This window comes from Halorhodospira sp. M38 (genome assembly GCF_022227985.1).
GTDB lineage: Bacteria > Pseudomonadota > Gammaproteobacteria > Nitrococcales > Halorhodospiraceae > Halorhodospira > Halorhodospira halophila_A.
The window spans coordinates 1-26685 of sequence record NZ_JAJNQP010000018.1; the positions used below are offsets into that span (position 1 = coordinate 1).

19 protein-coding genes are annotated in these 26685 nt (G+C 69.8%); 9 read left to right on the forward strand and 10 right to left on the reverse strand.

The window, feature by feature from the left end; genetic code table 11:
* On the reverse strand, positions 1 to 617 hold a 617-nt coding region (locus LRA98_RS10265; RefSeq protein WP_238640837.1), incomplete at its 3' end, for an ABC transporter substrate-binding protein.
* A gap of 277 nt (positions 618 to 894) precedes the next feature.
* Between LRA98_RS10265 and LRA98_RS10270 the strand changes: the two genes are divergently transcribed.
* The 4 genes from LRA98_RS10270 (at position 895) to LRA98_RS10285 (ending at position 5525) form a co-directional block, all read left to right on the forward strand.
* Positions 895 to 1899, forward strand: a complete 1005-nt coding sequence (locus LRA98_RS10270) for a YhdH/YhfP family quinone oxidoreductase (protein ID WP_238633439.1) — start codon at positions 895 to 897, stop codon at positions 1897 to 1899.
* Positions 1900 to 1945: 46 nt separating this feature from the next.
* A complete protein-coding gene (gene prpB / locus LRA98_RS10275; protein WP_238633438.1) occupies positions 1946 to 2851 on the forward strand; it encodes a methylisocitrate lyase in 906 nt (301 codons plus the stop codon).
* Positions 2848 to 3969 (forward strand): bifunctional 2-methylcitrate synthase/citrate synthase, encoded by a 1122-nt coding sequence (gene prpC / locus LRA98_RS10280; RefSeq protein ID WP_238633437.1) that lies wholly within the window; start codon positions 2848 to 2850, stop codon positions 3967 to 3969. Before prpB ends, prpC begins: the two co-directional genes overlap by 4 nt.
* Before the next feature lie 110 nt (positions 3970 to 4079).
* Positions 4080 to 5525 carry a bifunctional 2-methylcitrate dehydratase/aconitate hydratase gene (locus LRA98_RS10285; RefSeq protein WP_238633436.1) on the forward strand — a complete coding sequence of 482 codons (1446 nt, stop codon included), beginning with the start codon at positions 4080 to 4082 and terminating at the stop codon, positions 5523 to 5525.
* A gap of 49 nt (positions 5526 to 5574) precedes the next feature.
* Here LRA98_RS10285 and LRA98_RS10290 read toward each other — a convergent pair whose 3' ends face one another.
* Together LRA98_RS10290 and LRA98_RS10295 are read right to left on the reverse strand one after the other, a co-directional pair.
* A complete protein-coding gene (locus LRA98_RS10290) occupies positions 5575 to 5940 on the reverse strand; it encodes a hypothetical protein (RefSeq protein WP_201169940.1) in 366 nt (121 codons plus the stop codon).
* Positions 5941 to 6134: 194 nt separating this feature from the next.
* A complete protein-coding gene (locus LRA98_RS10295; protein ID WP_201169938.1) occupies positions 6135 to 6911 on the reverse strand; it encodes a class I SAM-dependent methyltransferase in 777 nt (258 codons plus the stop codon).
* A gap of 118 nt (positions 6912 to 7029) precedes the next feature.
* Here LRA98_RS10295 and LRA98_RS10300 point away from each other — a divergent pair, with 118 nt between their 5' ends.
* The 3 genes from LRA98_RS10300 to LRA98_RS10310 are packed head-to-tail and all read left to right on the forward strand — an operon-like array spanning position 7030 to position 10865.
* Positions 7030 to 8466: an aminotransferase-like domain-containing protein gene (locus LRA98_RS10300; RefSeq protein ID WP_201242993.1), complete on the forward strand. Its 1437-nt coding sequence runs from the start codon at positions 7030 to 7032 to the stop codon at positions 8464 to 8466.
* Positions 8467 to 8515: 49 nt separating this feature from the next.
* A complete protein-coding gene (locus LRA98_RS10305; protein ID WP_238633435.1) occupies positions 8516 to 10183 on the forward strand; it encodes an ABC-ATPase domain-containing protein in 1668 nt (555 codons plus the stop codon).
* 37 nt (positions 10184 to 10220) lie between these two features.
* Positions 10221 to 10865 carry an SDR family oxidoreductase gene (locus LRA98_RS10310; protein ID WP_201169931.1) on the forward strand — a complete coding sequence of 215 codons (645 nt, stop codon included), beginning with the start codon at positions 10221 to 10223 and terminating at the stop codon, positions 10863 to 10865.
* Positions 10866 to 10874: 9 nt separating this feature from the next.
* Here LRA98_RS10310 and LRA98_RS10315 read toward each other — a convergent pair whose 3' ends face one another.
* Genes LRA98_RS10315 through LRA98_RS10325 form a run of 3 tightly spaced genes read right to left on the reverse strand, consistent with a single transcriptional unit; the run spans position 10875 to position 16051 of the window.
* Positions 10875 to 11066, reverse strand: coding sequence for a YgaP family membrane protein (locus tag LRA98_RS10315; RefSeq protein ID WP_201169928.1), 192 nt, complete (start codon positions 11064 to 11066; stop codon positions 10875 to 10877).
* Between the two features lie 54 nt (positions 11067 to 11120).
* A complete protein-coding gene (locus LRA98_RS10320; RefSeq protein WP_238633434.1) occupies positions 11121 to 14615 on the reverse strand; it encodes an FAD-dependent oxidoreductase in 3495 nt (1164 codons plus the stop codon).
* Positions 14612 to 16051 (reverse strand): DUF4139 domain-containing protein, encoded by a 1440-nt coding sequence (locus LRA98_RS10325; protein ID WP_238633433.1) that lies wholly within the window; start codon positions 16049 to 16051, stop codon positions 14612 to 14614. Before LRA98_RS10325 ends, LRA98_RS10320 begins: the two co-directional genes overlap by 4 nt.
* Before the next feature lie 82 nt (positions 16052 to 16133).
* On the opposite strand from LRA98_RS10325, the gene LRA98_RS10330 reads away from it, so the two are divergent.
* On the forward strand, positions 16134 to 18218 hold the full coding sequence (locus LRA98_RS10330; RefSeq protein ID WP_238633432.1) for a TonB-dependent receptor family protein: 2085 nt from the start codon (positions 16134 to 16136) through the stop codon (positions 18216 to 18218).
* A gap of 95 nt (positions 18219 to 18313) precedes the next feature.
* Positions 18314 to 19219: a DMT family transporter gene (locus LRA98_RS10335; RefSeq protein ID WP_238633431.1), complete on the forward strand. Its 906-nt coding sequence runs from the start codon at positions 18314 to 18316 to the stop codon at positions 19217 to 19219.
* 9 nt (positions 19220 to 19228) lie between these two features.
* On the opposite strand, the gene LRA98_RS10340 is transcribed toward LRA98_RS10335, so the two are convergent.
* From LRA98_RS10340 to gltB, 4 genes are read right to left on the reverse strand one after another with little or no spacing between them, the layout of a single operon-like run.
* Positions 19229 to 19699 carry an NUDIX domain-containing protein gene (locus tag LRA98_RS10340; protein ID WP_201169918.1) on the reverse strand — a complete coding sequence of 157 codons (471 nt, stop codon included), beginning with the start codon at positions 19697 to 19699 and terminating at the stop codon, positions 19229 to 19231.
* Positions 19668 to 20762 (reverse strand): uroporphyrinogen decarboxylase, encoded by a 1095-nt coding sequence (hemE, locus tag LRA98_RS10345; protein WP_201169917.1) that lies wholly within the window; start codon positions 20760 to 20762, stop codon positions 19668 to 19670. The genes LRA98_RS10340 and hemE overlap by 32 nt, the downstream gene beginning before the upstream one ends.
* Positions 20763 to 20772: 10 nt before the next feature.
* Positions 20773 to 22182 (reverse strand): FAD-dependent oxidoreductase, encoded by a 1410-nt coding sequence (locus LRA98_RS10350; RefSeq protein WP_201169916.1) that lies wholly within the window; start codon positions 22180 to 22182, stop codon positions 20773 to 20775.
* Positions 22183 to 22223: 41 nt separating this feature from the next.
* Positions 22224 to 26684, reverse strand: a complete 4461-nt coding sequence (gene gltB, locus LRA98_RS10355) for a glutamate synthase large subunit (RefSeq protein WP_201242985.1) — start codon at positions 26682 to 26684, stop codon at positions 22224 to 22226.
* Between the last annotated feature and the right edge of the window lies 1 nt (position 26685).

Here is a 26685-nt window from a genome sequence, read left to right on the forward strand (position 1 = left end):
CCCCCCCCCGGGCGCGCCCCCCCCCCCCCCTCCATGGTTTCCGCGATGGTCGCCTCGGCGCGCTCCGGGTCATGGCGGTACTTGAGTTCCAGCGAGCGTGCGGTCTCCGCCAGCCGGGCGTAGTCGGGGAAGGCCGTGTTGATCGGCAGATAGCGGGGCACCGCAAGACCGCCGAAGAGTTCCTCGGCCACGTGGCGCCGGTCGATCAGGCGATTCAGCGCCTCGCGGATGCGCGGCTCGCGGAATGGATTGAGTCGCTGCTCGTCCTCGAAGGCGGCCGGGTTGAGGGTCAGCTCGATGGCCGTGCCGTGGGAAAGGAAGTGGTCGACCTGCTCCGAGTCCTGCGCCTGGCGGAAGATGGTGGCGCTGTCGATACCCTGAGTGAATAGGTGGTGCGAGCCGTGCTCGATGAGCGCGGTGAGCCGGCCCGGGTCGGACTCCTCGGTGAAGATGATCTCATCGACTAGTGCACCGCGGCGTTCGGCCGGGTCGCCCGGTTCGCCCCGGTTGCTGGCGTCGGTGTCCGCGCCGCGCTGTTCGCCGATGATCAGCACGGTGGCGATTGCCCCGGCAATCAGGGCCAGCGCGGCCAGGGGGATATAGGAGCGCGGCGCCATGGGTCGAGCCTGTGAGTCCTCGCTGCGGGGTCGGTTTTTGACCGCAGCTCATGGTGCACCAAGCTTTGCGTGGGGTCCAACCTGCCCTTGGCCCGGGGCGCGCGCAATGCAGCGTGAGCCGGATCATTGTTGAACATAATGCTGCTCCCGTACGAAGCGCGCGGAGAACACGCAGAAAACGCCATGAGAGCTCCTAACATATTGGTTGTTATATGATTTGGGAGGCGGTGAAGCGCTGTTGTAAACTCGCTGAACTAGCCGTCAGAGGTGATAAAAAATGCAGGAATTCACGGCGTGGCGGGTCCCGGAATCCGGCAGGGAGGATCAGGGCGGGGTCGTGACCCTCGGTGCCGCCGATCTGCCCGCGGGCGATGTGCTGGTCCGGGTGGCGTACTCCTCCGTCAACTACAAGGATGCGCTGGCCCTGACCGGCCAGGGCAAGATCCTGCGCCGTTTCCCCATCACCCCGGGGATCGATGCCGCCGGCGTCGTGGTTGAGAGCGACAGCGACGATGTGAAAGTCGGGGCGCAGGTGCTGATCACCGGCTGCGGTCTGGGTGAGGTCCACGACGGCGGCTTCGCCGAGTACGTGCGGATCCCTGCCGACTGGGTCGTGCCGCTGCCCGGAGGGCTGACGCCCCGCCAGGCGATGGCACTCGGTACCGCCGGATTCACGGCGGCGCTGGCCCTGATTCGCATGGAGGCGGCCGGGCAGACCCCGGCGCTGGGCGATGTGCTCGTCACCGGGGCTTCGGGGGGCGTGGGCAGCATCGCCGTGGATCTGTTCAGCAACGCCGGTTACCGCGTGGTAGCGGTTTCCGGCAAGAAGGATGCGGCGTCATATCTCCACGCGCTGGGCGCCGCCGAGGTGGTGAGCCCGGAGGCGCTCGGGCTCAGCGAGCGGCCGCTGGATCGCGCCCGCTTCGCCGGCGTGGTCGACAACGTTGGCGGTCCCCTGCTCGCCGGGCTGCTGCCCCAGGTCGAGGAGTACGGCAACGTCGCCTCCATCGGTCTGGCCGGGGGCGTGAAGCTCGAGACCACCGTCATGCCGTGGATCCTGCGCGGCGTGAGCATGCTCGGCATCAGTTCCGCCAACTGCCCGCGCCCCCTGCGCCTGGAGAGCTGGCGGCGGCTCGGCGAAGACCTGCGTCCGCAGGACCCGGAAGGCTTCGTTACCCGCGAGGTGGAACTCGACGGGCTGCGCGATGCCGCCGAGGCGATGCTCGCCCGGCAGGTGACCGGCCGCACCCTGGTCCGCGTGGGCGGCGACGCCGTCGCCTGACCCGTCCGGCCCGCCCACCCGATCACGACACGGAGCGAACGAAAACATGACCGATCAGTCATCCGCGGGACGCCGCTTCCGCGACGCCGTTACGCAGGAACAACCGCTGCAGGTGGTCGGCGCCATCAACGCCTATTCGGCGCTGCTCGCCGAGCGGGCCGGGTTCCAGGCGCTGTACGTCTCCGGCGCCGGGGTGGCCAATGCCTCGTACGGCCTGCCGGATCTGGGGATCACCCAGCTGGCCGATGTGGTCGAGGACGTCCGGCGCATCACCGACGCCACCCGGACGCCGGTGCTGGTGGATATCGACACCGGCTTTGGCGGTGCCTTCAGCGTCGCGCGGACTATCCGCGAGCTGACGCGCGCCGGGGCGGCCGCGGTGCACATCGAGGACCAGGTCCAGGCCAAGCGCTGCGGTCACCGCCCGGGCAAGGAGCTGGTCTCCACCGCCGAGATGGTCGATCGGGTCCGAGCGGCGGTGGACGCGCGGCCCGATCCGGAGCTGGTGGTCATGGCGCGCACCGACGCCCGCGCCTCGGAGGGTCTGGAGGCCGCCCTGGAGCGCGCCGAGGCGTACGTGGAGGCCGGTGCCGACATGGTCTTCGCCGAGGCCATGCACAGCCTCGAGGACATCCGCACCTTCACCGACCGGCTCTCGGTGCCGGTGCTGGCCAACATCACCGAGTTCGGCAAGACGCCGTACTTCACGGTGGCGCAGCTGCGCGAGGCGGGGGCAGGGCTCGTCCTCTATCCGCTTTCGGCGTTCCGGGCCATGAGCCGGGCCGCCGAGGAGGTCTACGGCGCCATTCGTGCCGAGGGAACCCAGGAGGGCATGCTCGATCGCATGCAGACGCGCGAAGAGCTCTACGAGGTGCTCGGCTACCACGACTATGAGCGCAAGCTCGATGAGCTCTTCGGGCGCGACGTACGAACAGGAGGAGAAGAGCGATGACGGGAAAGAAGACCGGTGCCGGGCTGCGTGGCCAATCCGCCGGGGAGACGGCGCTGTGCACGGTCGGCCAGGAGGGGACGGGCCTGACCTACCGCGGCTACGACGTCCGTGACCTGGCGGCACAGTGCGAGTTCGAGGAGGTGGCCTACCTGCTGCTCTACGGCGAACTCCCCGACCGCGCCCAGCTCGAGGCGTACAAGCGCCGCCTCTCCGGCATGCGCGAGCTGCCGCCGGCGGTCAAGGCGGTCCTTGAGCAGATCCCGCGGGATGCCCACCCCATGGATGTGATGCGCACCGGCTGTTCCATGCTCGGCACCCTGGAGACCGAGACCGATTTCTCGCAGCAGGCCGAGGTGGCGGACCGTCTGCTGGCGGTCTTCCCGTCGATCATCACCTACTGGTACCGATACAGCCACGAAGGTGTGCGCATCGATACCGACAGCGACGAGGACTCCATCGGCGCCCACTTCCTCTACCTGCTCCGCGGTGAGCGGCCCAACGCGCTGCACAAGAACGTCATGCACGTCTCGCTGATCCTCTATGCGGAGCACGAGTTCAACGCCTCCACCTTCGCTGCCCGGGTCTGCGCCTCGACGCTGTCGGACATGCACTCGGCCATCACGGGGGCAATCGGGACCCTGCGCGGCCCGCTCCACGGTGGCGCCAACGAGGCTGCCATGGAGATGCTCGAGCAGTGGTCCAGCCCGGAGGAGGCGCGACGCGAGCTGGCCGGAATGCTCGAGCGCAAGGAGAAAGTCATGGGCTTCGGCCATGCGGTCTACACCGAGGTCGACCCGCGCAACGCCGTGATCAAGGAGTGGTCCCGCGAGCTCGCCGCGGAGATCGGTGACGAGACCCTGTTCCCGGTCTCCGAGGCCGTGGAGCAGTTGATGTGGGACGAGAAGGGGCTTTTCGCGAATGCCGACTTCTACCACGCCTCGGCCTACCGCTTCATGGGGATTCCCACCAAGCTGTTCACGCCGATCTTCGTGATGTCCCGGCATAGCGGGTGGGCGGCCCACGTGATGGAGCAGCGGGCGAAGAACCGCATCATTCGTCCGAGCGCCGATTACACCGGCCACAATCTGCGTGCGGTGCCGCCGATCGATCAGCGCTGACACGCCGTTCAGCCCGGGAACGCCGCCTCCGCCCCGTTGCCGCGGGGGGCCCGGAGTCGGCGGCGACCGTGGCACGATCAACTGCAACTGGTTTTTGAGGAAGCTTGCCCATGTCCGGAGACATCCGCAGCGCCCAGCGCCCCGACCCCGACGCCGAGCTGGTGGCCATCGCCGACTACGTCAGCGCCACCGACATCGACTCCGCCGAGGCGTATCAGACTGCCCGGCACTGCCTGATGGACAGCCTCGCCTGCGCCATGATGGCGCTCGACTACCCGGCCTGCACCAAGCTGCTCGGACCGATCGTCCCCGGCGCCGAGATGCGCGACGGGGTGGTGGTGCCGGGCACCGCCTATCGCCTCGACCCGGTGCAGGGCGCGTTCAACATCGGCGCCCTGATCCGTTGGCTGGACTTCAACGACACCTGGCTGGCTGCCGAGTGGGGCCACCCCTCGGACAACCTCGGCGGCATCCTCGCCGCCGCCGACTACGAGAGCCGCCGGCGGCTCGCCCGGAGCGAGACGCCGCTGACCATGCGCGAGGTGCTCACCGCCGCCATCAAGGCCCATGAGATCCAGGGCGTGCTGGCGCTGGAGAACAGCTTCAACCGCGTCGGCCTCGACCACGTCCTGCTGGTACGGCTGGCCACCACGGCCGTGACCACCCGGCTGCTCGGCGGCAGCCGCGAGGATGTCATCAACGCCGTCTCCAACGCCTGGATCGACGGCGGGGCGCTGCGCACCTATCGCCACGCGCCGAATACCGGCTCGCGCAAGAGCTGGGCCGCCGGTGACGCCTCGGCGCGCGGCGTGCGGCTGGCGCTGATGAGCCTCACCGGCGAGATGGGCTACCCCTCCGCCCTGTCCGCCCAGGGGTGGGGCTTCCAGGACGTGCTCTTCCGCGGCGAGCCGATCCGTCGCTCCCAGGCCTACGCCAGCTACGTTATGGAGCACGTGCTGTTCAAGATCTCGTTCCCGGCCGAGTTCCACGCCCAGACCGCTGTCGAGGCTGCCCTGCAGCTCCATGCCCAGGTGGCGCCGCGACTTGACGAGGTCGACCGGGTCATCATCGAGACCCAGGAGGCTGGGGTGCGGATCATCGACAAGACTGGGCCGCTGAACAACCCCGCCGACCGCGACCACTGCCTGCAGTACATGGTTGCCGTCCCGCTGATCTTCGGCCGCCTCACCGCCGCCGACTACGAGGACGCCGTGGCCGCCGATTCGCGGATCGACGCCCTGCGCGAGCGGATGGAGGTCACCGAAAACGAGGGCTTCTCGCGGGATTACATGGACCCCGACAAGCGATCCATCGGCAACGCCGTGCAGGTCGTCTTCAAGGACGGCTCGAAGACCGAGCGCATCGCCGTGGAATACCCCATCGGCCACCGCCGTCGTCGCGACGAGGGCATCCCGGTGCTTGAGGAGAAGTTCCGCAACGCCGTATCGTCCCGCTTCGCGCCGCGGCAAGCTGGCGCGATTGAGGCTGCGCTCGGCGAGCAGCAGCGGCTGGAGCAGATGCCGGTCCACGAGTTCATGGACCTCTGGCGGGTCTGAGCCCGCTGCCGGCGCCACCCCGGCGGGCAGCCGCCCGCCGGGGGGTGGGTCAGATGTCGAAGAACCCGCCGAAGCCGTCGAACAGGCCACCGTCGTCGCCACCGACATCGCCCACGTCGCCCTCCATCGCGGCGGGGCTGAGGCCGAGATCCCCCGGGCTAAAGCCCATGTCCTCGGCAACGGCTGCAAAGGCCCGCTGCATCTCGGCGTTAAGGGTCATCCCGGCGAGCAGGGTGCCCAGATAGGCACCGCCGCCGACGGCCGCCGCCGTTCCGAGCAGTCCCGGTCCACGTCCGCCACGTCCCGCCCGGGCCTGGCTCGCCTCCAGCAGGTGTAGCCGGTTGATCAGCTCCTGATCGCCCGACTCCAGGATCCTGCGCCGCGCTTCTTCCGCTCTCTTTTGCCGCCGGTTCATCATCGACCTCCTGCGCTGTCCACGCGTGGGTCAGCTTTCAACATCTGAAGCTAGATGCACCGGTGCGTGGCTTCAAGGCAGCCGCGGTACGGTTATCGGGTGGGAGCAGGTCCGGCGAGTGGGCACAAAAAAACGCGGCCCCTGTGGCGGGGCCGCGTCCGTGCATCCGGGCGCCCGAGGGCGCCGGAGGTGTCTCAGGACTCCAGCGGGCGGTAGGCCACCTGCTGGATGAAGTCCACATCGTTGCGGTAGTACGGCTTCTGCAGGTCGCCGTAGCGCTCCACGTTGATGAACCCGGCGTCCTCGAGCAGGTGGGTCATGTAGTCCTGCCGCAGCGGATACATCTTCAGCTGGAAGGTGGAGCCGTCGGCAAAGACGTACTGGAAACGCGCCATCGTCCGGTGCAGCTCGGCCGGGCCCACGTCCACACCCTCGCCGGTGTAGCAGTAGGCGTGCTTGGAGCTGTAGCCGTTGTCGAGCATGTCGTCGTAGTTGCGCTGATCGATGATCAGCATCCCGCCCGGACGCAGCACGCGGTACATCGCCAGCAGCGCGGTGCGGCGGTCCTCGTGATCGAACAGGTGGGTGAAGGAGTTGCCCAGGCACACCGCAGCGTCGTACTGCTCGGTGCCCATGACCTTGTCGAGCTCCAGCCAGTCGACGGCCCGGGTGTCGCTGAACTCCACGCCGTACTTGCTGGCGTTCTCGCGGGCCTTGATCAGCATGTTCTCGGAGCCGTCGACGGCGGTCACCTCGAAGCCGGCCTGAGCCAGCGAGACGGCGTTGACCCCCGTGCCGGTGGCCAGGTCGATGACCTTCTTGGCGCCGTGGGCGCCCACCAGGCGGTTGTAGAAGGCGCCTTCGCGGGCCAGACGCGTCTCCCACCCCACCAGGTCATCCCAGTAGTCGGCAAAACCGGGGGTATACTGCTCGTACTGCCAGCCTGCTTCGGCGTTTAGGGCCTGGGACATTATTGCATTCCTGCGTTGCTTCTCGGGATCGATGACTATGATCGTCGCGATCCATCGGGCGATACAGAATCAGTTTTGGACATTATGAACCGGTACAGTTGCGTTAGACTGGACCGTGATGACCACACCGCTCTACGAACGAGTGGCCGAGACCCTCGCCGGGCAGATCGAACAGGGCGTCTATGCCCCTGGCGACCGGCTGCCCGGACTGCGACGGCTGCGCCGGCACTTCGGGGTGAGCATGGCGACCATCGTCGCCGCCTGTGAACTGCTTGAGCAGCGCGAGATCCTCGAGGCGCGGCCACGCTCCGGGTTCTACGTCCGCGAACGCACCACCGCCGCCGCGGCGCCGAGCGAGCAGGTGGGCGAAGTGGACGCGCCCAGTCTGGTGCTCGGCCAAGAGCGTGTGCTCGATCTGGTCCGCGCCCACCACGAGCCGGACGTGGTCTCGCTGGGTGCTGCCGCGGCGCCCGCCGCTTTCCTGCCGGCGGCGGCCATGGACCGCAGCTTTGCCCGGGTGCGCCGCCGACAGCGCGAGCGCGTCAATGCCTACGACTTCCCGCCGGGCTGTGCCGAGCTGCGCACCCAGATCGCCCGGCGCATGGCCTACGCCGGCTGCAGCCTTTCGCCGGACGACATCGTGCTGACCGCCGGCTGCCAGGAGGCAATCACCCTCAGCCTGCGTGCCGTGGCCGAGCCCGGCGACGTGGTGGCCATCGAGTCACCCACCTTCTACGGCATCCTCCAGGCCATCGAGTCCCAGGGGATGCAGGCCCTGGAGGTCGCCACCGACCCCCACTCGGGGATGATCCCCGAGGCCCTTGAGCGGGCCCTGTCGCGTTGGTCGATCCGTGCCTGCGTGCTCATGCCCACTTTCGGCAATCCGCTGGGCCACGTGACCCCGGAGGCGCGCAAGCAGGAACTGGTGACACTGCTTAACGCCCACAACGTGCCCCTGATCGAGGACGACGTCTACGGTGAGCTGGCCTTCGACGGCACCCGCCCGTGGGCGGCGAAGGCCTTCGATGGCCAGGGCGAAGTGCTCTACTGCAGTTCGTTCTCGAAGATCCTCGGTGCCGGGCTGCGCGTCGGCTGGGTGGCGCCGGGGCGCTACCGGGATCGTCTCGTCTATCTCAAGTACGCGACCAGTCAAGCCACCTGCACCCTGAGTACGCTGGCCGTGGCCGACTACCTGGAGCAGGGCGGCTACGACCGCTTCCTGCGCCGGGCCCGGCGCAACTACGAGCGGCACGTGCGTTGGGTCGCCGGTCTGGTACGCCGCCACTTCCCCGAGGGGACCCGGGTGACCCGGCCACGGGGCGGTTTCGTGGTCTGGGTCGAACTGCCGGCCGGCTGCGACAGCCTGGAGCTGCAGCGCCGGGCGCTGGCCGAGGGGGTCAGCGTGGCCCCGGGGCCGGTGTTCTCGCCCACCGGGCGGTACGGACGCTGCCTGCGGCTGAACTGCGCCCAGGCCGATGTGGCGGCCACGGAGTGGGCGCTGCAGCGGCTCGGTGCCCTCGCCGCCGGCGAGGACCGTGGCGACGTTCGCGGTTGAGCCGGCCCCTCTTGGCCGGCGCGGCCCGGCTCGGCTACCGTGAGGCGGCATGGAACAGCTGCAGAATACCCTCCAGCGCATCGACGGCCGGGGCTACAAGGCGTACAAGGACATCCAGGGCCGCCACGCTTTCCCCGGCTTCACCCTCTGTGTGGACAAGGTCCAGGCCGACCCGTTTGCCGCGCCTTCGCGGCTGCGGGCTGTGGTGCCGTGGGAGCGGGCGGGGCTGCCCGAAGCGGCCTTGACCGGCGAGCCCCGGCGCCGCGCGGCGCGTGACTACATCGCCCGGGCCTTCGAGCGAGCCGCCGCCAGCGAGCAGGCGGTCCGCATCGATTCAGGCGCGCAGACGGTGCTTGATCGCAGTGCCGTGCTGTTCACCGACGCCGGTGTCGAGCTGCGTTTCACCGTCGCCCTGCCGGCGCGCGGGCGGACCATCCTCGGTCGCCAGGCGGCCGAGATCCTTTGCCGGAAACTGCCGCGGATCGTCGCCGCTGCTGCCGAGGCGCAGCAACTCGACGGCGCTTCGCTGGAGCGCCACTGCGCCACGGTTGAGGACCAGCAGGCGCTGCGTGCGCAGCTCGACGAGCGCGGCCTGGTGGCCTTCGTCGCTGAAGGGGCAGTCCTGCCGCGGCGCTCCGGCGTGGACGACCGGCCCCTGAGCGATGCCATCCCCTTCCACAGCCCCGATTCGCTGCGCCTGACGCTGCACGCCCCCAATGCCGGTCCGATCGCCGGTATGGGCGTCCCGGCGGGGATCACGCTTATCGTCGGCGGCGGCTTTCACGGCAAGTCGACCCTGCTCAATGCCTTGGAGCTCGGGGTCTATGACCACGTCCCCGGGGATGGTCGCGACGGCGTCGTCAGCGTCGAGGACGCGGCGAAGATCCGCGCCGAGGACGGGCGTGCCGTCCACGCCGTGAACCTGTCGCCATACATCGGCGAGTTGCCCTTTGGCAAGTCCACCACCGCCTTCTCCACGGACCTGGCCTCCGGCTCCACCAGCCAGGCGGCCGCCCTGCAGGAGGCCCTCGAGGCGGGGTCGCGCACCCTGCTGGTGGACGAGGACACCTCGGCGACCAACTTTATGATCCGCGATCGGCGCATGCAGGCCCTGGTGGCCCGGGATGCCGAACCGATCACGCCGCTGGTCGATCGCATCGCCGAGCTGCGCGATCGCCATGCGGTGTCCACGTTATTGGTGATGGGCGGCTCTGGCGACTATCTGGACAGCGCCGATACGGTCATCCAGATGCAGGAGTACCGTCCGGCCGATGTCACCGCCGAGGCGCGGCGGGTAGCCGCCGAGTACGCCACCGGGCGCCACGCCGAGGTGCGCTCGCCGCTGGCCTGGCCGACGACCCGCGCCGTGGAGGGGGGTACAGTGCGTACCGAGACCAAGCCCGGTAAGCGCAAGGTGCAGGGCCGCGGGCGTGATACCCTGCTGCTCGGCCGGGAGGCCGTCGACCTGCGCGCCGTGGAGCAGATCGCCGATCCCGCCCAGGTGCGGGCCATCGGCCTGCTGCTCGAGCGACTCTCGGACAGCGGCCGGGTCGAGGACCCGCCGGCGTGGCTGGCCGATCTGCTGAACCGCCACTGGGATCAGCTGCTGCCCCGCCCGGACGGGGACCTGGCCCGCCCGCGGACGATCGAGGTCATGGCTGCGCTGAACCGCCTGCGCGGTGCCCGTTTCGGCGGCGTCGCCGACGGCGTAGGCTAGGCCCAGGCAGGCCAGCGACGCGAGCGGAGGGCAGAGGATGCGGGTGTTGATCATCGGGGCCCACGGGCAGGTGGGGCGGCGACTGGTGGAGCGGCTGGCGCCGAGCCGGCACGAGGTGCGGGCCATGGTCCGGGATCCGGACCAGCAGCCGGCCCTGGCGGCCGCGGGGGCCACCGAGACCGTGGTGGCTGACCTCGAGCGTGACTGTAGCCAGGCAGTCCGCGGCGCGGACGCTGTGGTCTTCACGGCCGGTTCTGGCCCGCATACCGGTGCCGACAAGACCGAGGCGGTGGACCGTCAAGGCGCGTTGCGGATCATCGAGCTGGCCGAGGCGGCCGGGGTGCGGCGTTTCGTGATGGTTTCGGCGATGCGCACGGAGTGCCCCGAGCAGGCCCCGGAGCGGCTGCGGCCGTACCTGGCGGCCAAGCGTGAGGCCGATGACCGCCTGCGCGCGACGGCCATGGACTGGACCATCCTGCGTCCCGGGCGTCTGCTCAATGAACGCGCCCGCGGGCGGGTGACCCTCGGCGAGGGGCTGCCCTACGGCGAGATTCCGCGGGATGATGTGGCCGCGCTGCTGGCGGCCCTGCTCGACGCCGGGGTGACGTCGCGGCGCACGCTGGATGCCGTCTCCGGCGAAACCGCCGTACGTGAGGCGGTTCGCCGGCTCGGCGTTAGCTAGGCCTCGGTGCTACTTGGCGCAGGTCTTCAGGCCCAGCGGGATGTAGGCCGGGCAGACCCCGACGATGGCGGTCGCCAGCGGGACCAGGCCGATCCATCCCCAGGCGGTCTGTGGCCCGATGAACGCCAGAGCGATCAGGCAGATGCCCACCACGGCACGGATGGCGCGATCCACGGTGCCCATGTTCCTGCTTACGTCCATTGCGATTCCTCCTTGGGTATCGACTCTCGGGTCTGATATCCGAAGTATTGCATATCAGTCCGGTGCGCGTCGCTGCAGCAGCCGCTCCACCCAGGCGGCGGTGAGTCGGTCGAGGAGTCGGTTCTGCTGTTGCCGTGCAGCCAGGTTACCCAGGTCGATCCAGCCCAGTGGCTGATCCTGTTCGGCGCAGGAGAAGACGGCCCGGGTGCGCTCGCCGGTCTCCGGGTCCACCTGCCACTGCAGGCACTGGGCGCAGACGCCCTTGAGCATGCACTGCATGGGACTGCCCACCGTGCCCACTGCCTCGAGGTGGTCCGGGAAGTATGCCGACAGGCCGTCCGCCAGTGCCTGCTGGAAGCCGAACAGGAGCCCGGTGCCGCCGACGACCAGGATCCGGTCGACCTCGGCCAGCGGTAGCCCCGGGGCATCGGGGGCGATCTCGCCGTCGCCGTAGCGGCGGACCAGGTCGACCATGTCGGCGCTGATCACTGCGCTGTCCTGAGGGCGGCGCGGCTCGAAGGCGGGCTCGCGTGCGGTGGCCCAGACGATCTGGTCGGCGCCGGCCTCCAGCTCATCGGGGTGGTCGATCTCGTCGGCGCTGCCGAAGGCGGCGATGTAGAGCACCCGGTTGCCCGCCGCGCGCAGCGCCGAGCCGATATCGTGCATCACCGCCGCGCCCCAGCGGCCGGCCACCACCATCACCGTGCGGTCTTCGGGGATCTCCGTGGGGGCGCCGGTGGGGCCCATCAGCACCAACGGGTCGCCGGGCTGCAGGCGGGCGGCGATGCGCGGGGCGGCCCCCCACTGCAACAGCATCAGGCGGATGCAGTCGCCGTCGATACCGGTGCCCGAGACGGTCATCAGTGGCACCTGCAGGCGGGTGCCGTCGACCACCGGACTGTGCGTCTCCAGCGTCTGCAGGCGGAAGAACTGCCCGGGCCGAAAACGGGCTGCGGCCAGCGGTGCCCGGACCCAGATCTCGGCCACGGCCGGGCTCGGCTGCTCCACGGAGACCACCCGCGGGGTCAGCCGCGCGGCCAGGTTGTCGAGAAAGGCGCGAGCCTTGCGACCGGGCTGCATGGGAAGCCCGCCGAGGGCGGCGAGCACTTGCGGGTAGCTGCGTCGCGCCGAGGCGATGGCCTGCACCACGCTGCCGGCGAATACCGGGTGGGTGTCGCCGATGAACGAGACCGTGCGCCCGGCCGACTGGTAAGACGTGAACGGGCCGATCTCCGGTGCCTTGCAGTGCTCGCCGGCGGCGATGGGCTGCAGGCCCCTGCGCCGGTAGCCGTAGGGCCGGTAGTGGATGCCCTGCAGCTGAAGGCTGCCCGGGTGCTCGTGGGCGTAGATGGTATTGGGCACGGTCCCGGCGGCGACGAAGATCGAGCGGGCCGCAAGCTCCGTCTCGCGCCCGGTGGCGTACCAGCGGCCGCCGTCGTGGCGCATGCGCCGGAAGACCACCGAGTGGACGTGGTCGTGCTCGTCCAGGCGCACGTGCAGGGGCTCGAGCCCCTCGGCGTAGAGGATGCCCTCCTCCAGGGCCTTGGTGAGCTCCTCATGGTTGCGCACGTAGGCCGGCGAGGCGGTGAGGCCCTTGCGGTAGGCGATGGTGACGCCGCCCCAGGCCTGGAGCAGCGGCGCGAATCGCGGCGCCTCGCCGGCCGCATGGGCGCGCTCGCGCTCAGCACGCACGGCGCGCCCATGGGCCAGGAACTCCTCGAGGATGGCCTGGTCCTCGACGCCGAGCCCGGCCCCGAACCCGGCGCCTTCAGCCTCCAGGGCCTCGTAGTGGGCGAGGACCTTCTCCACCTGAGCAATGTAGTGGGCCTGTACCTCGGTGGCAGTATCGACGGCGGTCAGCCCGCCGCCAATGACCACCGCCGGCATGCGCACCTGTAGGTTGGCAATGCTCTCACTCTTGCCGGCCCCAGTCAGCTGCAGGGCCATGAGGAAGTCGTTGGCCTGGCGCATGCCCCGGGCCAGGCTGTTGCCGACCTCCAGCACCCGGGGGTAGCCGGCCCCGGTGGCGATGCAGACGTGGTCGAAGCCGAGCGCCCAGGCATCCTCTAGGGTGAGGGTGCCGCCCAGCCGGACGCCGCCGTGGACGGCATAGCGCTCGCGCCGGGCCAGGGTGAGGTAGATGAGCTTAAGGAAGTTCTTGTCCCAGCGGTTGGTGATGCCGTACTCGGCGACGCCTCCAAAGCCGTAGAGGGTGCGCGTCTGCAGCGGTTCCCAGACGTCGCCCCAGTCGCGGATCGGTCCGTCCAGCCACGCCTGGGGCAGCGGTTCGATTTTCAGGCCGTCGACGGCCACCACGGTGCACCCGGCCATGGTCAGGTGGTGGGCCATGGTGAAGCCCGCGGGCCCTTGCCCGGCGATCAGCACCCGGCGGCCGTTCTCCTCGGCGGGCAGGTACTGACGGGCGCGCAGCGGGTTCCAGCGCGCGAGGAGGTGGTAAAGTTCGACGCCCCAGGGCAGCCCGAGCACGTCGGTGAGGGTGCGGGTCTCGATCTGCGGGACGTCCACCGGGTCCTGCTTCTGGTAGATACAGGCCTTCATGCAGTCGTTGCAGATCCGGTGGCCGGTGGCCGGAATCATGGGGTTATCCACCATCGCCACGGCGAGCGCGGCCAGCGGGTGGCCGTCGCGGTAGAGGCGGTTCATCTCCGAGATGCGCTCCTCCAGCGGGCAGCCGGTGAGCTGTACCCCGAGCGGATCCGCCTTGTACCCAAGCTCCGGGTCGCCCTTCCTCTCGGGGAAGCCCCGTGAGCAGAAGTCGCCCTCGTGGTCGTGGCAGTAGATGCAGTAGTGGGCCTCGGCGCTGACTTGGCGCTGCGGGGCGCGGCCGTCAGTAAGCTCGAAGCCGTCCCGGCTGCGCCAGCGCGCGCGGGGGGCGTGGAAGCGGACGGGCTGGCCCTGCGCCTCGGTGGCCTCGGCCTCCAGCGCCACCAGGTTGGTGTGGTCCACCCGCTGCGGCAGCCGGAACGCCGCCCAGTCGGCGACGGCGGCCTGGCCCGGCGGGGTGTGCAGGGCCGCGGCACACCAGTCCAGCAGACGCTCACGTTCGGCTTCTGCGTCGCTTTCGGCGGTGTACTGTGCGGCCAGCCGGGCTACGGCCAGTTCGCGGTCCCGGCGGTCAATGCCCCGGGCGTCCAAGGCCTGATCCAGCCACCTGTCGAGTTCGGCGAATGACACCTGGGGGGGGGGCTTGCGTCGGCGGGCCCGCTTCTGGACCCAGTCCCGCCGGAAGGCGAGCACCTCGCCGTCCCGGGTCAGGGCGTCACGGACGGTCTGCAGGGAGGCCTTGATGCCGAAGGCCTCGGCCAGGAACGCCTCGAGGCAGGGTGCCGTGGCGATGAGCCATTCCCCCAGGTCGCGGTCACTGAGGTTCGGGCGGTCCGGGTCGCGGTGCGCCTCGAGCTGCGCCGCCCGTTCCGGAGCCACGGCGCGGAGGTGCGCCAGGAAGCGCCGATCGAGTTCCAGCAGGCCGGTCCGGCTATGCAGATCCCTGTAGTTCAGGCCCTCGAGGCAGATGGGGTCTTCGCTCATTCCTCTCGCTCCACGCGCACCCGGTATTCGAGGGTTGTCTCGTCATCGGCCTCCAGCGCCAGGTCCCACAGCGCCCAACGGCCTTCAGCGCGCTCCGGCTCTTGGCTGGTCTCGAGCAGCTCCCAGTCGCCGGGGAAACGTTCCACGAGCTCGATCCGAGTGGCGGCCTCGCCGCGGTTGCGCAGGCGGATGCGCCAGGCGGCCTCGAAGCCTTCGGTCGTCTCCAGTGCCCGGCGCTCGCGCAGGGTGCGCTCGCCGGTGACGGTGAAGGCGGGGCCCAGCTCCACCTCGATTTCGTCCCCGGCGGCGGTCCCCGGGATGCGCCCCTCGCCCACCGGCTCGGCGGCCCCGGGCGGGCCGGTGAGCAGCGTTACGCGGCCAGGGAGCAGATCGGTGCCGGCCTGCCAGCTGGCTACGCGCCGGGCCGGCGAGTGCTGCGGGCGGTCTGGCTCAGCACCGGCGTTGCTGCGCAGCCGGTGATAGCGGTCGAAGGCGTCGGGCGTCTGGCTGAAGAGCTGGATGCGGTGGCTGCGCCCGGCGAGCAGATCGTGGGGTTCGGCGGTCTGGAACCGGGGCAGGCCGTCGAGTCGATCGGCCGTGACCGACTCGGCCCGGGCCAGGGTGCGGACAGGGGCGTCACCGAGGCTGGCGCCGATCAGGCTCAAGCGGGCCTGTTGCAGGTCGATACCGGTTTCGTTCTCCACGCGGGCGTAGCCGTCCAGGCGCGGCTCGGCGTCTTCGATGACGCGCAGCTGGTAGTCGGGATGCCAGGTCAGGCCCTCGCTGCGGTAGGCCAGGTTAGCGGGGTGGGTGCCGCCGCGCTCGCTGTCGATGGCCAGCTCGAGGGTGGGTCGCCCGTGCAGCCGGGGCGGTCGCTCCGGGAAGGCGAAGCGGGTCTCGCTGCCGCGTGGCAGCGGGTAGACCGCCTCGTCGGTGGCGACAATCACCTCGTCGGCGTCGAAGGCGAGCAGATAGCCACGTTCCCAGGTGCGGTCGGCGCCCGCGCGGTAGCGGATCTCGCTGCCCAAGTGGTGGCGCAGCAGCCCCTCCTCATCGAGGTCGCCCGGCGTGAAGGCAACCGCACCGACCCGGGGGAGGTGCTCGGAATCAAGGCTGACCGTGCCGGCATCGATGTGTTCCGGGACGTCGGTGAGGACGAGCCGCGCCGGCTCGTCGGGGAGCCCGATCTCGCGGGTCTCGCGGAACACCGCCGGCCCCCGCAGGTAGACGGTGACCGCTAGCGCCGTGCGATCCTGTCCGTCGCTGATTACCTCACGCACACCCTCGGGCAGCGTGCGGGTGCCGAGCGGGACCGGTTCCAGCTCCGCCGGCGCGGTCTCGGCGGCGTGGCCGGGGTTGGCGAGAGCGAAGAGCAGCAACGGGGTGACAAGCATGGGCAGCGGGACGGGCGTGGTCATGGTCAGCCGGCGAATCATCGGTGGTCCTGGTGCGCGGCGCGGGTCAGGGTCGAATGTAGCATGCAGGCCAGGCGCCTTTCTCGGGGCACTCGGGGTAGGGTTGTCGCTAGCTGCCGGTGTGCCCGGCCCGGCGGCGGGTGAGGAGGCCGCGCTGCCGCCGGTGGTCGCCACCGTGCCCGGGCTCGATGTGGATCCCGACGCCTATCCGGCGGCGGTCTCCGTAGTCGGCCGGGAGGCCTACGCCGATCGCCGCCGCCTCTCCCTGGACCAGGGGCTCGACCGCGTACCCGGGGTGCACACCCAGAACCGCTACAACGCCGCCCAGGATCTGCGCCTGTCGGTGCGGGGTTTCGGCGCCCGCTCGCCCTTCGGGCTGCGCGGCGTCCGCGCCTTCGTGGACGATGTGCCGTACACGGTGGCCGACGGCCAGAGCCAGCTCGATGCGCTGGACCCGGCCTTCGTGGAGCGCCTGGAGGTCATCCGCGGGCCGGCCTCCGCCCTCTACGGCAACGCCGCCGGGGGCGTCTTTCGCTTCACCACGCTGGAGCCCCCGGACAGCGGTGACTTCCTGGGCGGCGAGGTGCTCTTCGGCAGCCACGGCGAGCGGGCCCAGCGGGTCTGGGGCGGGCGCGCGGAGGAGACGTGGCGGACGGCGGTGACCGCCTCCAATCAGGAGATGGATGGCTACCGGGAGCACGCCAGCTCGGCGCAACGGCGGCTGAACATCAAGCTCGACCGCGATCTGGCCGGGGGGGAGCGGCTGCGTTTCATCGCCAATCTTCTCGACGTCCCGGAGGCGGAGGACCCGGGGGGGCTCAGTCGCCGCGATGTACGGGAGGATCGGCAGCAGGCCGCGGAGAACGCCCTCGATTTCGACGCCGGCGAGGAGGTGGAGCAGCAGAGCGGGGCGGTGATCCTCACCGCCGAGCCGTCGGCCACCGAACGCTGGGAGGGCCGGGCCTTCCTGCAGCGCCGGGACTTCTACCGGCGGAATCCGTTCGGAGGTGGTGGTGATGACCCGGGCGGGATTGTCACCTTCGAGCGCTACTTCGGCGGCGTCGGTGGCCGCCACGTGCGCCGCACCGAGGCCGCCGGGCGGCCGGTGCAGGTCTCCGTGGGTACCGATGCCGAGTGGCAGTACGACGATCGGCAGCGTTATGTCAACGACGAGGGCCGCGAAGGAAAGCCCACCAACGATCAGACTGAGCAGGCCCAGGTGGTGGCCGGCTATCTGCAGGCGGATTGGCAGGTGGCGCCGCGCTGGCGGCTGGTCGGCGGCGGCCGTCTGGACTGGACCCGGATGAGCATCGACGATCGCGAGGCGACGGATGGGGGGACCGAAAGCCAGACCTACACCGAGCCGAGCTACCTGGCCGGGGTGCGCTACGCCGTGGCCGAGGATCACAGCCTCTACGCCAACGCCAGCTCCGCCTTCGAGACGCCGACCCTCTGGGAGCTCTGGGACCGCGATGAAGGGGGCATCAACGACGCCATCGAGCCGCAGCAGGCGCGCTCCCTGGAGGTCGGGGTCAAGGGGCGGGCCCTGGATCGGCGGCTGCGCTACGAGGTGAGCCTCTTCCAGGTGGTGACCGAGGACGAACTGGTCCCGCAGGGGGAGACCGACGGTCCGGAGCGCTATGAGAACGCCGGCGAGACCCGCCGGCGGGGCGTGGAGCTGGGCGTGGAGGCGTTCCCGACGGATCGTTTGGAGCTGACCGCCGCTCTGGCCTACGGGCAGTTCACCTTCCGGGATTACGAGACGCCGGCTATCGGGGACGATGATGCCCCGGGTGAGATCGATGAAGAGGCGAAGTCGGTGGCGGGCAACCGCATCCCGGGCGTGCCCCGCGCCCACGGCTACCTGGAGGCCGCCTGGCAGGCCCCCAACGGCTGGCGTGTGGCCGGTGACCTGCGGGCCAGCGAGGGCATCTGGGCCGACGACCGCAACACCCAGCGCAGTTCCGGCTACGCCGAGGTCGGCCTGCACGCCAGCCGCACCTTCGTCACCGACGCCTACGAGGCGCAGCCCTTCTTCGGGGTCAACAACCTCTTCGACGAGACCTACGACGCCAACGTGCGCATCAACCAGGCCAACGAGTTCGATAATCGGCTCGAGGATGGGGGCTACTTCGAACCCGCCCCGGAGCGCACCATCTACGCCGGGATTCGCTTCGAGACCTACTGAAACGAGGGCCGGGAGGGGTTATCCTCCCGGCCTTCGTCGCGACGCCAAGCCTCCCGCCGGGCCGGCGGGGTCATCCAACAGGGAGTTCAGTCAGTATGCCGCGGAGCGCTGCGCCCTTCGGCGCCCAGGACCGTGCCAAGGGCCTGATGATCGCCGCCGCCGGAGTGACGGCGCTGAGCTTCGATGCGGTGCTGGTGCGCCTGGCCGGGGCCGGGGGCTGGGATGTGGTCTTCTGGCGGGGGCTGCTGATGGCGGTGGCGGTCAGCGCGCTGCTCTTCGCCACCCAGGGCCGCTACACCCTGCGCATCTGGCGCCGGGGAGGCTGGGCCGCGGCGGCCTCCGGGCTGTTCTTCGGGCTGAACTCGATCCTCTTTGTCTTCGCGGTGCTCAACACCCACGCCGCCAACGTGCTGGTGCTCTTCGCGACCGCACCGCTCTTCTCGGCGGTGTTCACCTGGCTCTTCCTGCGCGAGCCGATCCAGACCCGGACCTGGTGGACCATCGCCGCGGTGATCGTCGGCATGGCCGTGATCTTCAGCGCTCCGGCGGAGCCCGGCGGGCGGCTGGGCGATCTGGCGGCGCTGCTGGCCGCCGCCAACATGGGCGCCAACCTCACGCTGCTGCGTGCCCGTCCGGAGATCAACCGCCTGCCGGTGGTGGCCACCGGCGGCGTCGTCGCCGCCCTGTGTGCCGCCCCCTGGGCGGCGCCGTTGGCCCTGGGCTGGGAGAGCTACGCGGTGCTCGGCGTCATGGGTCTGGTGCAGATGCCCCTGGCCCTGGTGCTCATCGCCCAGTCCACCCGCTACCTGCCCTCGCCGGAGGTCAGTCTGGTGCTGCTGCTCGAGGCGGCCCTGGGGCCGGTCTGGGTGTGGCTGGTCTTCGCCGAGGTGCCGCCGGTGCCGTCGATGCTCGGCGGCGCGGTGATCGTGCTGGCGCTGCTGGGGTATTTCGCCCGGGACGCCTGGGAGGGCGCGGTGGGGTGGCGCTTCGGGCGGAGCTGAGGGTGGCACTCAGGCGCCGTCGTGCACGGCGCCGGCGATCTGCGTCTCGGCCCAGTCGAGGACCTCGCGGACACGGGGCGACGCAAGTCGGTACGCCTCGCCCGGCGTGACCCATCGGTACTCGTGGTGCTCCGGGCGGCCGAGTTCCGGGTTGATGCCGAGGACCACGCGCCGCGTGGTGGTCTCGGCGACGTAGTAGCGGGCCACCTTGCCCTGGGCGTAGGGGCCGGTCTCGAAGAACGCGTAGCCCCAGCGGAAGGTCAGCTCGGTGATTCCGGCCTCTTCCTGGACCTCGCGCCGGGCTGCCTCGAGTGGCTCCTCGCCGGGCTCGACCTTGCCCTTGGGGAAGTCCCAGTACTGGAAGGCGCGCAGGAGCAGATAGAGACGCCCCCGCTCGGCGAAGCGCACCGGAATGACGCCCGCCGAGAGGGTACGCCGTCTCCGCCGCCTACGACGTGGCCGAGGTGGCCGCTGCGTCATGGTAGGCCGGGGAGAGTTCGTGAAGGGCACGGATCATGGCGTCGACGTTCTCCGGCGGCGTCTCCGGCTGGATCCCGTGGCCGAGGTTGAAGACGTGGCCCGGCCCGTGGCCGAACTCCTCGAGGCAGCGGGCCACCTCGCGGCGGATTACCTCGGGGTTGGCGTGCAGCATGCACGGATCCAGGTTGCCCTGCAGCGCCACCCGGTCGCCGATGCGGCGGCGGGCTTCGGTCAGTGAGGTGGTCCAGTCAAGACCGACGCCGTCACAGCCGGTGTCGGCGATGTCTTCCAGCCACTGCCCGCCGCCCTTGGTGAACAGGGTCACCGGGATGCGCCGCCCCTCGCGCTCGCGGGGCAGCTGCTCGACGATGCGCTGCATGTAGGCCAGCGAGAACTCCCGGTAGCGCACCGGGTCCAGCGCGCCGCCCCAGGTATCGAAGATCATCAGCGCCTGGGCACCGGCCTCGATCTGCCCGTTGAGGTAGTCGGCCACCGTGTCGGCCAGCTTGGTCATCAGCCGGTGGGCGGCCTCCGGCTCGTTGAAGAGCAGGCTCTTGCTGGCCGCGAAGGTCTTGCTGGAGCCGCCCTCGATCATGTAAGTGGCCAGCGTCCAGGGGCTGCCGGTGAAGCCGATCAGCGGCACCTGACCGGCCAGCTCCTTGCGGCAGGCCGCGACCGCGTCCATGACGTAGCTCAGCTCCTTGTCGGCGGAGGGCTGCGGCAGGCGGTCGATGTCGGCGGCCGTCTTGACCCGGTGCTCGAAGACCGGTCCCTCACCGGAGACGAAGTTCAGCCCCAGCCCCATGGCCTCCGGGATGGTGAGGATGTCCGAAAAGAGGATGGCGGCATCGAGCTCATAGCGCTCCAGCGGCTGCAGCGTGACCCGGGCCGCCAGCTCGGGGCTGCGGCACAGGCCCATGAAGCTGCCGGCCTGGGCCCGCACCTCTCGGTATTCGGCCAGATAGCGGCCGGCCTGGCGCATCATCCAGACCGGGGTCCGGTCCACGGGCTGGCGCTGGAACGCGCGCAGGATTCGATCGTTCTTGAGCTCAGAGCTGCTCACCGCGTCACTCCTATACCTGTAGGTGATCAAGGATGCCCTTGGCTGCCTCACGGCCCTCCCAGACAGCCGTCACGACCAGATCGGAGCCGCGGACCATGTCGCCGCCGGCGAAGATCTTCGGGTTGGTGGTCTGCCCGAAGGTTCCGTCCTGCCGGCTGACCCGCACCTGGCCCCAATCGTCGAGCTCGACGCCGTGCTGCTCCAGCCAATGCGGCGGGCTGGGCCGAAAGCCGAAGGCGATGATGAGGCTGTCGGCCGGCAGCACCTCTTCGGAGCCGGGCACCGGCTCCGGCCGGCGTCGCCCGTGTTCGTCCGGGGCACCGAGCTCGGTCCGGACTACCTTAACCCCTTCGATGTGGTTTTCTCCAATGACTTCGATCGGCTGGCGATTCCAGAGGAACTCGACGCCCTCCTCCTTGGCGTTCTCGACCTCGCGCCGGGAGCCGGGCATGTTCTGCTCGTCGCGGCGGTAGGCGCAGGTGACGCTGGCCGCCCCCTGCCGGATGGCGGTGCGGTTGCAGTCCATGGCCGTGTCGCCGCCGCCGAGGACCACGACGCGCTTGCCGCGCATGTCGATGAACTCGTCCTCGGTGCCCTGCCAGCCCTCCTCGCGGTTGATGTTCGAGACCAGGTAGGGCAGCGCTTCGTAGACCCCGGGCAGATCCTCGCCGGGGAAGCCGCCGCGCATGTAGGTGTAGGTGCCGGTACCAAGGAAGACGGCGTCGTACTCGGCGAGGAGTTCGTCGAAGCTGACGGCCTGCCCGACCTCGGTGTTGAGGCGGAACTCGACGCCGATGCCCTCGAGGATTTCGCGGCGCCGGCGGACGATGTCCTTGTCGAGCTTGAACGGCGGGATGCCGAAGGTCAGCAGGCCGCCGATCTCCGGGTAGCGGTCGAAGACCACCGGCCGGACCCCGTTGCGGGCGAGCACGTCGGCCGCACCAAGCCCGGCGGGACCGGCGCCGATGATCGCCACCCGTTTGCCCGTGTCGACCACGTCGCTGACATCGGGCCGCCAGCCCTGGCGCAGGGCCTCGTCGCTGATGTACTTCTCCACCGACCCGATGGTCACTGCACCGAAGCCGTCGTTGAGGGTGCAAGCCCCCTCGCAGAGCCGGTCCTGTGGGCAGACGCGACCGCAAACGTCGGGCAGGGTGTTGGTCTTGTGGGAGAGTTCCGCGGCCTCGAACAGGTTGCCCTCGGCCACCAGCCGCAGCCAGTGCGGGATGTAGTTATGGACCGGGCACTTCCACTCACAGTAGGGGTTGCCGCAGTCGAGGCAGCGCCCCGCCTGGGCGGCGGCGGTCTGCTCGTCGTAGCGGCCGTAGATCTCGGCGAAGCGGCGGATGCGCTCGTCGACCTGGAGCTTGTCCGGGTCGCGGCGCGGGATCTCGAGGAACTGGAAGACACTGCTGGACATGGCTGACTAATCCGTCCGTGCTCGGGCGCCGCCGGCGGCCGTCAGGCCGCCTGGCGGAGCGTATCGAGGATGGTGTGAAGATCGGCGGCCTTCGGCTTGACCAGCCAGAAGCGGGGCAGGTAGCCGCGGAAGTCGTCGAGGACCGCCCGTCCCCACACGCTGCCGGTCTCGGCCACGAACTCGCGGATCAGCTCGCGCAGGTAGTTGCGGTGAGCCTCCATGTTTTCCGACTGCAGTCGGTGGATGTCGATGAGCTCGTGGTTGTAGCGGTCGGCGAAGGTGCCGGCCTCGTCGAGGACGAAGGCGAGACCGCCGGTCATGCCGGCACCGAAGTTGACCCCGGTGGGCCCGAGCACGCAGACCACGCCGCCGGTCATGTACTCGCAGCCGTGGTCGCCGACGCCCTCGACCACCGCGGTGGCGCCGGAGTTGCGCACACCGAAGCGCTCGCCGACGGTGCCGGCGGCGTAGAGCCGCCCGCCGGTGGCGCCGTAGAGGCAGGTGTTGCCCATGATGGTGGTCTTGCGCGCCTCGAACCGGCTGCCTTCGGGTGGGTAGAGGACGAGCTTACCGCCGGCCATGCCCTTGCCCACGTAGTCGTTGGCGTCCCCCTCGAGCACCATGTGCAGCCCGCCGGCGTTCCAGACGCCGAAGCTCTGCCCCGCGGTACCGGTCAGGCGTAGGGTGACCGGGCTGTTCGCCATGCCCTGGTTGCCGTGGCGGCGGGCGATTTCGCCGCTGAGCCGGGCGCCGATGGAGCGGTTGTTGTTGCGCAGGGTGTAGTGGAACTCACCGCCGGTGCCGGCCTCGATGGTCGGCAGGCAGTCGGCCACCATCCGCTCGGCCAGCTCGCCCTTGTCGAAGGGCACGTTGGACGGCTCCAGGCAGCGCTTGGGCTTGTCTTCGGGGACACCGCCGTCGGAGAGGATCGGCGACAGGTCCAGACGCCCCTGGCGCTCGGTCTCGCCGGGCAGGATCTCCAGCAGGTCGGTTCGCCCGATGAGGTCCTCGAGCCGGCGTACACCGAGCAACGCCAACCACTCGCGGGTCTCCTCGGCGACGAAGCGGAAGTAGTTCGCCACCTTCTCAGCGGTCCCGACGAAGTGCTTCAGGCGCAGGACGTTGTCCTGGGTGGCCACGCCGGTGGCGCAGTTGTTCAGGTGGCAGATGCGCAGGTACTTGCAGCCGAGGGCCACCATGGGCGCGGTGCCAAAGCCGAAGCTCTCGGCGCCGAGGATCGCCCCCTTGATCACGTCCAGGCCGGTCTTCATGCCGCCGTCGGCCTGCAGCCGCACCTTGTCGCGCAGGTCGTTGGCGCGCAGGGTCTGGTGGGTCTCGGTCAGGCCCAGCTCCCACGGGCCGCCGGCGTACTTCACGGAGGTCAGCGGGCTGGCGCCGGTGCCGCCGTCGTAGCCGGCGATGGTGATCAGGTCGGCATACGCCTTGGCCACGCCGGCGGCCACGGTGCCGACGCCGGCCTCGGCCACCAGCTTCACCGAGACCTGCGCCTGCGGGTTGACCTGCTTGAGGTCGAAGATCAGCTGCGCCAGGTCCTCGATGGAGTAGATGTCGTGGTGCGGCGGCGGCGAGATCAGGGCCACCCCGGGCTTGGAGTAGCGCAGCCGGGCGATCATCTCATTGACCTTGTGCCCCGGCAGCTGTCCGCCCTCGCCGGGCTTGGCGCCCTGGGCCACCTTGATCTGCAGCACCTCGGCGTTGACGAGGTAGTGCGGGGTGACGCCAAAGCGCCCCGAGGCGATCTGCTTGATCTTCGAGACCCGGTCAGTGCCGTAGCGGGCCGGGTCTTCGCCGCCTTCGCCGGAGTTCGACCGGCCGCCGAGGCGGTTCATGGCCATGGCCAGAGCCTCGTGGGCCTCTGGCGACAGCGCCCCGAGGCTCATCCCGGCGGAGTCGAACCGGGTGAGGATGTCGTCGATGGGCTGGACCTCGTCCACCGCAATGCCCTGCTCCGGGGCCTTGAGCCCGAGCAGATCACGCAGGGTGGCGGTGGGGCGCTGGTTCACCTCGTCCGCGAACCGCTTGTAGGTGGCGTAGTCGCCGTTCTCCACCGCCTGCTGCAGGTAGGAGACCACCTCGGGGTTGTAGCAGTGGTACTCGCCGCCGTGGACGTACTTGAAGACCCCGCCCTGGTCGAGGAGTTCGGTGGGGCGGTGGGCGCGCCGGGCCAGTTCGCGCGCGTCGGCCTCGAGGTCGGTGAAGTCCATGCCCTGGATGCGGTTGGTGGTGCCGGTGAAGCACAGGTCCACCACCTCGTCGGACAGGCCCACGGACTCGAACAGCTGTGCCCCGCGGTAGCTGGCGATGGTGGAGATCCCCATCTTGGAGAGGATCTTGTACAGCCCCTTGTTCAGCCCCTTGCGGTAGTTGAGGCAGAGCTCCTCGACGTCCCCCTCGATCCGCCCGGAGCGGGCCATCTCGGCCACGACTTCGTAGGCGAGGTAGGGGTAGACGCAGGTTGCCCCGTAACCGATCAGGCAGCCGATGTGGTGGGGGTCGCGGGCGGTGCCGGTCTCGACGATGAGATTGGCGTTGCAGCGCAGGCCCCGGGCCACCAAGCGGTGGTGGACGGCGCCGGTGGCCAGCAGGGCGTGGATGGTCAGCCGGCCGCGCTCGACCCGGCGGTCGGAGAGCACCACCAGCGTCGACCCGGCGCGGACCGCTGCCTCGGCCTCGGCGGCGACGGCCTCGATGGCGCTGCGCAGACTCAGTTGAGCGGGGTCGTAGGTCAGGTCGATGACGGTGTGGGCGTACTCCGGGTCGTCCAGGGCCTTGAGCGCCGCGAACTTTGCGCCGGATAGCACCGGCGAGTCCACGGTAATGCGCTTGGCGTGATCCTCGGACTCGTCGAAGAGGTTCTTTTCCCGGCCCAGACAGGTCTCCAGCGACATCACGATCCGCTCGCGCAGCGGGTCGATCGCCGGGTTGGTGACCTGGGCGAACTGCTGTCGGAAGGTGTCGTAGAGGGCTCGGACCTTGCGCGAGAGCACCGGCAGTGGGGTGTCGTCGCCCATCGAGCCGACGGCCTCCTGGCCGTCCTCGGCCATCACCTTCATCACCTGGTCGCGCTCCTCGAAAGAGACGCCGAAGAGCTTCTGGTGGACTTCAAGGGCCTTGGCATCGAGCTGCGGCGTGCGGCCGTCGTGGCCGGCGAGGGGCTCGAGGCGGCGCAGGTGGTCGCTGAGCCAGACCTTATAAGGCTTGCGGCGCATCAGCCGCTCGTCGATCTGCTCGGGAGTGAGCAGCTGTCCGGTTTCGGTATCGGCGGCGAGCATTTCGCCGGGCTTGAGTCGCCCCTTGGCCACCACCTCGGCCGGGTCGTAGTCCCAGACGCCGATCTCCGAGGCCAGGGTGATGTGGCGATCGCGGGTCATCACCCAGCGTGCCGGCCGCAGGCCGTTGCGATCCAGGGTGCAGGCGGCGTGGCGGCCGTCGGTGAGGACGATGCCGGCCGGACCGTCCCAGGGCTCGCAGTGCATGGAGTGGTACTCGTAGAACGCGCGCAGATCCGCGTCCATAGAGTCGACGTTCTGCCAAGCCGGGGGCATGAGGAGGCGCATGGCGCGGAAGATGTCCATCCCCCCCTGGAGGAGCACGTCGAGCATGTTGTCGAGGCTCGAGGAATCGGAACCCTCGCTGTTGACCAGCGGGTGCACCGCTTCCATGTCAGGGATCAGCGGGGTGTTCAGCGTGAAAGCCCGGGCATTGGCCCAGTTGCGGTTGCCCTGGATGGTGTTGATCTCGCCATTATGGGCCAGGTAGCGGAACGGCTGGGCGAGGCGCCATTGGGGCAGGGTGTTGGTGGAGAAACGCTGGTGGAAGACGCAAAGGGAAGAGGCGAGGCGCGGGTCCTGAAGATCCTGGTAGAAGGAGGGGAGGTAATCCGGCATCACCAGCCCCTTGTAGGAGAGGACCCGGCCCGAAAGGCTGGCGACGTAGAAGACCTCGTCTTCGCTGCTGATTGCCTTCTCGGTAAGTCGGCGGGCGATGAACAACCGCCGTTCCAGGTCCTGGGCCTCCATCCCCGGATCGGCGTTGACGAAGACTTGTTCGATCCGGGGACGGGTTTGGAGGGCCTGGGCCCCCAGCGCCGAGGGGTCCACCGGGACCTCGCGGAATCCGGCCGGCTCCAGCCCCTGGCTGCGCAGCGCCTCACGTAGGGCCTCGCGGGCGGCTTCCGCGCGCTGGTCGTCGGGGTGGAGGAACAGGCTGCCCACGGCGTACTGCTCGCCGAGTTCCAGGCCAGCCTCCTCTGCCACGGCGCGCAGGAAGGCGTCGGGCTTGGTCAGCAGCAGGCCGCAGCCGTCGCCGGTCTTGCCGTCGGCCGCCACCGCGCCACGGTGAGTGAGTCGCCCGAGGGCGGCTACAGCGGTTTCGATGAGCCAATGGCTGGGGTTACCATCCATATGGGCAATCAGCCCGAAACCGCAGTTGTCTCGTTCGAAGCTGGGCCGGTACAGGCCGGGTGCGTTTTCGTCCGTCACG